This window comes from Roseburia sp. AF20-18LB (assembly GCF_003461185.1).
Classification (GTDB): Bacteria; Bacillota; Clostridia; order Lachnospirales; family Lachnospiraceae; genus Roseburia_C; species Roseburia_C amylophila.
This window is the reverse complement of record NZ_QTWP01000002.1, coordinates 443371-452918: the sequence shown is the minus strand read 5'-3', so window position 1 is coordinate 452918 and position 9548 is coordinate 443371. Positions and strand designations below refer to the sequence as shown.

Annotated in this window: 9 protein-coding genes; all 9 read left to right on the top strand. The window is 41.8% G+C overall.

The window, feature by feature from the left end; genetic code table 11:
* Positions 1-292: 292 nt before the first annotated feature.
* The 9 genes from rpsL (at position 293) to DWX65_RS06705 (ending at position 9476) form a co-directional block, all read left to right on the top strand.
* Positions 293-712 carry a 30S ribosomal protein S12 gene (gene rpsL, locus DWX65_RS06745; RefSeq protein ID WP_022242941.1) on the top strand — a complete coding sequence of 140 codons (420 nt, stop codon included), beginning with the start codon at positions 293-295 and terminating at the stop codon, positions 710-712.
* A 191-nt stretch (positions 713-903) separates the two neighbouring features.
* Complete coding sequence (gene rpsG, locus DWX65_RS06740) at positions 904-1374, top strand: 30S ribosomal protein S7 (protein ID WP_207659146.1); 471 nt, start codon at positions 904-906, stop codon at positions 1372-1374.
* A gap of 50 nt (positions 1375-1424) precedes the next feature.
* Positions 1425-3542, top strand: coding sequence for an elongation factor G (gene fusA, locus DWX65_RS06735; RefSeq protein ID WP_117697237.1), 2118 nt, complete (start codon positions 1425-1427; stop codon positions 3540-3542).
* Positions 3543-3658: 116 nt separating this feature from the next.
* Entirely contained in the window at positions 3659-4846 is a 1188-nt protein-coding gene (gene tuf, locus DWX65_RS06730; RefSeq protein ID WP_117697235.1) for an elongation factor Tu, read from the top strand.
* A gap of 107 nt (positions 4847-4953) precedes the next feature.
* Positions 4954-6150, top strand: a complete 1197-nt coding sequence (locus tag DWX65_RS06725; RefSeq protein ID WP_242997829.1) for a PucR family transcriptional regulator — start codon at positions 4954-4956, stop codon at positions 6148-6150.
* Between the two features lie 181 nt (positions 6151-6331).
* Positions 6332-7237, top strand: coding sequence for a transporter substrate-binding domain-containing protein (locus DWX65_RS06720; RefSeq protein WP_118173109.1), 906 nt, complete (start codon positions 6332-6334; stop codon positions 7235-7237).
* Positions 7238-7287: 50 nt separating this feature from the next.
* Positions 7288-8043 carry an amino acid ABC transporter permease gene (locus DWX65_RS06715; RefSeq protein ID WP_117841442.1) on the top strand — a complete coding sequence of 252 codons (756 nt, stop codon included), beginning with the start codon at positions 7288-7290 and terminating at the stop codon, positions 8041-8043.
* Positions 8044-8054: 11 nt separating this feature from the next.
* A complete protein-coding gene (locus tag DWX65_RS06710; protein WP_117841441.1) occupies positions 8055-8795 on the top strand; it encodes an amino acid ABC transporter ATP-binding protein in 741 nt (246 codons plus the stop codon).
* 15 nt (positions 8796-8810) lie between these two features.
* Positions 8811-9476: a cytidylate kinase-like family protein gene (locus tag DWX65_RS06705; RefSeq protein WP_022243678.1), complete on the top strand. Its 666-nt coding sequence runs from the start codon at positions 8811-8813 to the stop codon at positions 9474-9476.
* Positions 9477-9548: the final 72 nt, after the last annotated feature.

Here is a 9548-nt window from a genome sequence, read left to right as displayed (position 1 = left end):
CTCCATCTCAGTCGTGGCTGTCGCCACATGAACGGAAAGATTCAGGCATAAGAACGAGAACCGCCACTTCGATTCCGCTGACGCTGCATCTCAGTCGTGGCTGTCGCCACATCATCAGAAAGCCCCAGCCAGCGACTAGGATACAAGTATCCAGTCGCTGGCTGAAACTTTCTTTGCGTTTCTCGTAGCTTGCACGAAAAATTTGCTTGACAAGTGGCGAATCGGCTTATATACTGAATTAGTGTGCATACAAATGCACATTTATCAAATAATAGCACAGGAGGTGAAAATAATGCCAACATTTAACCAGTTAGTAAGAAAAGGACGTCAGACATCTGTTAAGAAGTCTACTGCACCTGCACTTCAGAAGGGCTACAATTCTTTAAAGAAGAAAGCAACTGATACTTCTGCTCCTCAGAAGAGAGGTGTTTGTACCGCTGTTAAGACAGCTACACCTAAAAAACCTAACTCAGCTCTTAGAAAGATCGCCAGAGTACGTCTTTCCAACGGAATCGAAGTAACAAGCTACATTCCAGGAGAGGGACACAACTTACAGGAACATAGCGTTGTTCTTATCCGTGGTGGTCGTGTTAAGGACTTACCAGGTACAAGATACCATATTATCCGTGGAACTCTTGATACAGCAGGAGTCGCTAACAGAAAACAGGCTCGTTCCAAATACGGCGCTAAGAGACCAAAAGACGCTAAATAAGCTTAGCGCACACCAATAGTATCACAAACAGAGCTAAAGGTAAGTGTTGGAATTATTGTCACATACGATATATTTCCGCACGAACACATTTTAGAGAGACACATGTGAGTACCGTTGAATTAATCGAAACAAATACTACATGACAGGCACAATGACCTGTGATGCAAAACATGATTAAGGAGGGAAGTAACGTGCCACGTAAAGGACATACTCAGAAAAGAGACGTATTAGCAGATCCGATGTACAATAACAAAGTGGTTACCAAGCTTATCAACAACATTATGTTAGATGGTAAGAAAGGTATTGCACAGAAGATTGTATACGGTGCATTTGACAGAGTTGCAGAGAAGACTGAGAGACCAGCTCTTGAAGTATTCGAGGAAGCTATGAACAACGTTATGCCAGTACTTGAGGTAAAGGCTAGACGTATCGGTGGAGCAACTTACCAGGTACCTATCGAAGTTAGACCGGACCGTCGTCAGGCGCTGGCTCTTCGTTGGCTTACACTGTTTTCACGCAAGAGAGGCGAGAAGACAATGGAAGAAAGACTGGCAAATGAGATCATGGATGCAGCAAACAATACTGGTGCATCTGTAAAGAAAAAAGAAGATATGCACAAGATGGCAGAAGCAAACAAAGCTTTCGCACACTATCGTTTCTAATCAGAACGAGAGCATATTTTTTCGGTTAAGAAAATTAGGAGGAAAAAACCTTGGCTGGAAGAGAATATCCGTTAGAGAGAACCAGAAACATTGGTATTATGGCGCACATCGATGCTGGTAAAACAACGTTGACAGAGCGTATCCTTTATTATACCGGTGTTAACTATAAGATTGGTGATACTCATGAAGGTACTGCTACCATGGACTGGATGGAGCAGGAGCAGGAAAGAGGTATTACCATTACTTCAGCCGCTACGACATGTCACTGGACTTTGGAAGAGTTTACAAAGCCAAAGAAAGGTGCTTTAGAGCATCGTATCAATATCATTGATACTCCTGGACACGTAGACTTTACGGTTGAGGTTGAGCGTTCACTTCGTGTACTGGACGGCGCTGTCGGCGTGTTCTGTGCAAAAGGTGGAGTAGAGCCTCAGTCAGAAAATGTATGGCGTCAGGCTGACACATACAACGTACCTAGAATGGCATTCATTAACAAAATGGATATCTTAGGTGCAAACTTCTACGGAGCTGTAGATCAGATTCGTACAAGATTAGGTAAAAATGCAATCGTTCTTCAGTTACCAATCGGTAAAGAAGATGATTTCAAGGGAATTATCGATTTGTTCGAGATGAAAGCTTACATCTACAATGATGATAAGGGTGATGATATCTCTGTAACAGACATCCCGGATGATATGAAAGATGACGCAGAATTATATCATACCGAACTGGTTGAAAAAATCTGCGAGTTAGATGATGACCTTATGATGCAGTATTTAGAGGGAGAAGAGCCATCTGTTGAAGATATGAAGGCTGCCCTCAGAAAAGGTACCTGCGAGTGTACAGCAGTTCCGGTATGTTGTGGTTCTGCTTACCGTAACAAGGGTGTTCAGAAATTATTGGATGCTATCGTAGAATATATGCCAGCTCCAACAGACATCCCAGCTATTAAGGGTGTTGACCTTGAAGGAAATGAAGTAGAGAGACATTCATCTGATGATGAACCATTCTCCGCTCTTGCATTCAAGATTATGACTGACCCATTCGTAGGAAAACTTGCATTCTTCCGTGTTTACTCTGGTGTAATGAACTCCGGATCTTACGTACTGAATGCAACAAAAGATAAAAAAGAACGTGTAGGCCGTATCCTTCAGATGCATGCAAACAAGAGAGCAGAGCTTGAAAAAGTTTACTCTGGAGATATTGCAGCAGCCGTTGGATTTAAGTTTACAACTACTGGTGATACCATCTGTGATGAACAGCATCCGGTTATCTTAGAGTCCATGGAATTCCCAGAGCCAGTTATCGAGCTTGCTATCGAGCCTAAGACAAAAGCTGGACAGGGTAAGATGGGTGAAGCTCTTGCAAAACTTGCAGAAGAAGATCCTACTTTCCGTGCTCATACAAATACAGAAACAGGACAGACCATCATCGCTGGTATGGGTGAGCTCCATCTGGAAATCATTGTTGACCGTCTGCTTCGTGAATTCCACGTAGAAGCAAACGTAGGTGCTCCACAGGTTGCTTACAAAGAGACATTTACAAAGCCAGTTGATCAGGAATACAAATATGCAAAACAGTCTGGTGGACGTGGACAGTACGGACACTGTAAAGTTAAATTCGAGCCGATGGATGCCAACGGAGATGAACTCTTCAAGTTTGATTCTGCAGTTGTTGGTGGTGCTATTCCTAAGGAATACATCCCTGCAGTAGGCGAAGGTATCGAAGAAGCTACCAAAGCTGGTATCCTTGCAGGATTCCCAGTAGTAGGTGTTCATGCTACCGTATATGATGGATCTTACCATGAGGTCGATTCATCTGAGATGGCATTCCACATTGCCGGATCCATGGCTTTCAAAGAGGCTATGGCAAAAGCAGCTCCTGTAATTCTTGAGCCAATCATGAAAGTTGAAGTTACTATGCCGGAAGAGTACATGGGAGATGTTATTGGTGACATTAACTCTCGTCGTGGACGTATCGAAGGTATGGATGACATCGGTGGTGGAAAAATGGTTAAAGCATATGTTCCACTTGCTGAGATGTTTGGATACTCAACAGACTTACGTTCCAGAACTCAGGGACGTGGTAACTACTCAATGTTCTTCGAGAAATATGAGCAGGTTCCGAAGTCTGTACAGGATAAGATTGTTGCATCTAAAGCAAAATAATAAAAATGCTTGAAAAACTCGCAAGTTTTTTATATAATCAGAAATAGCCGAGTGACTTATTAAAATGTAAAAATAAGCGCCCAGAAAGGGCATAAAATTAAGGAGGACGTTTTAAAATGGCAAAAGCTAAGTTTGAAAGAACCAAACCACATTGTAATATCGGAACCATTGGTCACGTAGACCATGGTAAAACAACTTTAACAGCAGCTATTACAGCAGTTTTAGCAGCAAGAGTTGCAGGTAATACAGCTACAGATTTCGCTAACATCGATAAAGCTCCAGAAGAGAGAGAAAGAGGTATCACTATCTCTACAGCTCACGTTGAGTATGAAACAGAGAAGAGACATTACGCACACGTTGACTGTCCTGGACATGCTGACTACGTAAAGAACATGATTACCGGAGCAGCTCAGATGGACGGCGCTATCCTTGTTGTTGCTGCAACTGATGGTGTTATGGCTCAGACAAAGGAGCACATCCTTCTGTCTCGTCAGGTAGGTGTACCTTACATCGTTGTTTTCTTAAACAAATGTGATATGGTAGACGACCCAGAGTTAATCGAGTTAGTAGAAATGGAAGTTACAGAGCAGTTAGAGGAATATGGTTTTGAAGGCTGCCCAATCATCCAGGGTTCTGCTCTTAAAGCTCTTGAAGATCCTAACGGACCATGGGGCGACAAGATCATGGAATTAATGGATACTGTAGATAGCTATATCCCAGATCCACAGCGTGATACAGATAAACCTTTCTTAATGCCAGTTGAGGACGTATTCACAATCACAGGTCGTGGTACTGTTGCAACAGGTAGAGTAGAAAGAGGAACATTACATCTGAATGACGAACTTGAAATCCTTGGTGTTAAGGAAGATGTTCAGAAGACAGTTGTAACTGGTATCGAGATGTTCCGTAAACAGTTAGACGAGGCTCAGGCTGGTGATAACATCGGTGCACTTCTTCGTGGTGTTAACCGTGACCAGATCGTTCGTGGACAGGTTCTTGCTAAACCAGGTACTGTTACTTGCCACAGAAAATTTACAGCTCAGGTTTACGTTTTAACAAAAGATGAAGGTGGACGTCATACTCCATTCTTCAACAACTATCGTCCACAGTTCTACTTCAGAACAACTGACGTAACTGGTGTTTGTGAATTACCAGCAGGTACAGAGATGTGTATGCCTGGTGATAACGTAGAAATGACTATCGAACTGATTCATCCAGTAGCTATGGAGCAGGGTCTTACTTTCGCTATCCGTGAAGGTGGACGTACTGTAGGTTCAGGACGTGTTGCTACAGTTATCGAGTAATCTTTGCTCTTGCAATGAATTGCTAAAATAAGTAAAATTAACCCGGAGAGTGTTCGCACTTCTCCGGGTTTTTTGCAACTTGCACACAACCAACAGAGGGAGACATTATGGTTACTTGTAGAGACGTCAATAATTTGGATCTGGATGGAGTAGAACTGCTGACAGGGGAAGTGGGACTGGACAGAGTGGTGTCCTGGACATATTTTGTGCAGACGAAGCCATATGAAGATCATATGAATCCTGGCAACTTCGCACTGATTGTAGTGGATTATCTGCGGTTTGACATCGAGAAGACCTTTGAAACAATGGTAGAACTGAATGCACTGGGAATTTCCGGGCTTGCAATATCGATTGTGGATGACCGGGAGAAAATTCCACAGAAAATGATAGACAAGGCGGTTGAATTGAAATTGCCACTGTTCTATGTCCGCTGGGAAGGCGCAACCTTCGTGGATATTGCACAGAGTATCGGGCAGCTGATACTGGAAACCAATATTACAAATAAGCGTACCGGGGACTATTTATATAATCTACTGTTTGGATATGAAGTAAATGATAAATATATTGAAAAAATATCCAGCCAGTTTGGACTGGCTTTTGACCGGGCATACCGTGTTGGAATCATTGTAATTGACCGGAAATATGGAATTAACCTGGAGCAGGATGAGCATACTTATCTTTATTATACGGACTGTCTGAACCGGGAAGTAATGCATATGGAAAATCGTCCGATGTATATGCGTTTCTTAAATAAATTTGTGCTGCTGTTTGAGGCAACGGAGGATAAGGAGACAGAACGGCAGATTGAACAATTGCTAAAGAAGCTGGACAGCCGCCCGCAGTTCGCCGGGCTGATACACAGTACCTGTATTTTAGGCGCAGCCTATACGGATCCGTCTGAATTTGGCAAGAGCTATCAGGAAGCAAAAAATCTGATTCCAAAGAAAGATTATCTGCCGAATCCTACTAATAAAAAAGTGCTTAGTGCCAGTTCCATGGGCATTTATAAATATATGTTTAACAATGGAAATCAGCAGGAGATACTGGACTACTGCAATGACAAATTAAAGAAGCTTGAGATGTATGACCAGACCAATGGGGCATTTCTGGTGGAGACGCTGCTGGCATATTATATGAGTGGATTTAATGTGGGAAAGACAGCAGAGGCTTTGTATATCCATCGAAATTCCCTGCAGTACCGCCTGAAGAAGATAGAAGAAATATTGGAGGTTGACCTGGAAGATTCCATGGAATATCTCGATATTGTAAACTGTATTCTGGTAAAAAGACTGATGTTTAATTAAAATGCTGTGCAAAATGCACAATCAAATTGTGTATTTTGAAAGTTGAAAAGAAGAAAAAGAAAGTATACTATACTGTCTATCAGCAAAGACGCTTTGAGAGAAAGAAATCTCAAGCGTCTTTTTTGATACTCTAGAGAAACAAAAAGTCGGCTTCACATTTGCATTTAAGGAGGAACATATTATGAATAAAAGAAAATTATTAGCATTGGTACTGACAGGAGTTATGGCAATATCTACATTGGCAGGATGTGGTTCATCAGATACAAAAACATCCGATACAGATGTGAAAACCTCAGAGACAGCAGAGACATCTGATAAGAATGTATTAAGAGTTGGAATGGAATGTGCATATGCTCCATTTAACTGGACACAGGACAGTGATACAACACCGGATGGAAGCAAGGCGGTTCCGATTTATGGATCTGACTATTATGCATATGGATATGATGTGGCAGTAGCCCAGAAGCTTGCTGATGAGATGGGAATGGATTTAGAGGTTCATAAAGTAGAATGGTCTTCCATTGGAATCTCATTAGATGCAGGAGATTATGATGTAATCATTGCAGGAATGGGAAAAACAGCAGAAAGAGAAGCTTCTTATTCATTTACAGAACCATATTATTACAGAAATAACTGTATCGTAGTAAAAAAGGGAAGTGCTTATGAAAATGTAAAAGGACTTTCTGATCTGGCAGGAACCGGATGTAAAGTAACAACACAGTTAGGAACCGGCTGGGTACCTCTTTTGGACCAGATTGAAGGTGCAGAGCAGTCAGGAAATTATGAGACAACATCCGAGTGTTTCATGGCAATATCCAATGGTGTTGCAGATGTATGTGTCGTAGATTTGCCAACCGCACAGTCAGCAGCACTTACCAATGATGACCTTGTGATTATTCAGTTAGATGCAGATGATTCTTTCACCGGTGATGATGAAATGGTAAATGTATGTATCGCTACCAGAAAAAATGATACCGCATTAAGAGATAAAATCCAGGATGCGATGGATGCCATTGGCTGGAATGATAAAGCCAAAATGGATGAGCTGATGGATACTGTTCTGACACAGCAGCCGGCAGCAAACTAGAAATATTTCCAGCGTAAGCTGAGTAAATAGATAAAGTGAGGTAGAGAAATATGTTAATAGAAAATCCGAGTAATTCGTTAGAGTGGATGATATTTTTAGCCCAGAAATATGCAAGTATGTTTATCAAAGGAACCTGGCTTACACTGGAAATTGCTGTAATCGGAACGCTGGTTGGTTTTGTGTTAGGCTATATTGTCGGACTTGTAAATGATGCAAAAATCAGCGAGGGCGATAATGTTTTCAAGAAGCTTCTGATGCGGCTTTTGAAAATCATCTTTACTGTATATGTAGAAATCTTCCGTGACACTCCAATGATTGTTCAGGCAATGATTGTATACTATGGAATAAAAATGCTGGGAGTAGAAATGACACCGGTATTTGCAGGTATTGTGGTAACGGTATTAAATACCGGAGCTTACATGGGTGAGACAGTACGTGCCGGAATCGGCTCCATTGATATGGGCCAGCGTGAAGGCGCATGGGCAATGGGAATGTCGCCATTTAAGACAATGTTGTATGTGGTACTGCCACAGGCATTTAAAAATATTATCCCGGAGATGGCAAATACTTTCCTGACAAACCTGAAGATGACATCCGTATTAAATGTAATTGCAGTACAGGAACTTTTCATGGCTGCAAAAACAGTCGGAGGAAATTATTACAAATACTTCGAGTCATACCTGGTAATTGCAGTGATTTACTTTGTATTGTGCTTTGTCTTTGATAAGATTTTCAAATTTATTGAAAAGAAAATGCAGGGCAAGACAGATTACGCACTGGCAATTGAGTATATGGATAATCAGTAGGAGGAACGGATATGGGAGAGACAGTAATTTCAATCAAGGATTTGAGCAAATCATTTGGGGACCATGAGGTTTTAAGAAAAATAGATATTGATATAGAAGCAGGGGAAATTATCTGTATAGTTGGTTCTTCCGGTTCCGGAAAGTCAACGCTGCTGCGGTGTATCAATAAACTGGAGCGGCAGACCTCCGGCAAAATTCTTTACCATGATAAGGAAGTCCGGAATGTACAGAAGGACATCAATGAATACCGCTCCAGGGTGGGAATGGTATTTCAGTCCTTTAACCTATTTAACAATATGACTGTATTGCAGAACTGCATGCTCTGCACCAGAAAGGTGCTTCATATTTCCAAAGAAGAGGCATTTAACCGGGCAATCACACATTTAAAGGATGTAGGAATGGCTCCTTATATCAATGCAAAACCATCACAGCTTTCCGGAGGACAGAAACAGAGGGTTGCCATTGCAAGGTCTCTTTGCATGAATCCGGAAGTACTTCTTTTCGATGAGCCGACTTCTGCACTGGACCCGGAAATGGTAGGAGAAGTATTAAATGTTATGAAAGAGCTTGCCAAGACGGGACTTACAATGATTATTGTTACTCATGAGATGGCATTTGCAAGGGATGTGTCCACCAGAACCATTTTCATGGATTCCGGCTATGTGGCAGAGGATGCAGCTCCATCCGAACTGTTTACCAATCCGAAAAATCCGAGAACACGGGAATTCTTAAGTCGTTATTTAGCAGGTTAAAGGAGGACAGAAAATATGGAGAATTTTGTAATAACCTTTGCAAGAGGATTCGGAACAGGCGGAAAGGCGATTGCTTCCCAGCTGGCAAAGGAGTTAGGTATTCACTGTTATGAAAACCGAATCTTAACGCTGGCAAGCCAGCTCAGTGGACTGGATGAGAATATTTTTCAGGAAGTAAATGAAAAAATGAGGGAGACCAGTGGATTTTCCAGCTTTTTAAGAGGGCTGCCACGATCAAGACGTTACATTTCCAGAAATGAAAAATTCGTATCGGATGACAAGCTGTTTGAATATCAGAGTGAAATTATCAAAGATCTGGCAGAAAAAGAGTCCTGCGTTATTGTCGGAAAATGTGCCGACTATGTACTGAAGGGCAAGCCAAATGTGGTGAGCATCTATATTGAGGCACCGAGAGCATTCTGCGTGAACCGTACCATGGAAAATATGGGCGTGACCGAAGAGGTTGCTAATGCAACCATAGAGCGGACGGATAAATTCCGGGCAGATTATTATGAATATTACACCCATGGAAATTACTGGACAAACCCGGTCAATTATGACATGACATTAAACAGTGAGCGGGTCGGCGTGCAGAATTGTGTAAAAACGATTGAGCAGTACCTGATTATCAAAGGGCTGATTACACCGGATATGATACATCCGGCAGGAGAATTAAAATAAGAGTTTGGGATAAGAGTTTGAAGTGAAAAGTTTGAAATAAAAGTTCAAAATAAAAGTTCAAAGTAGGAACAG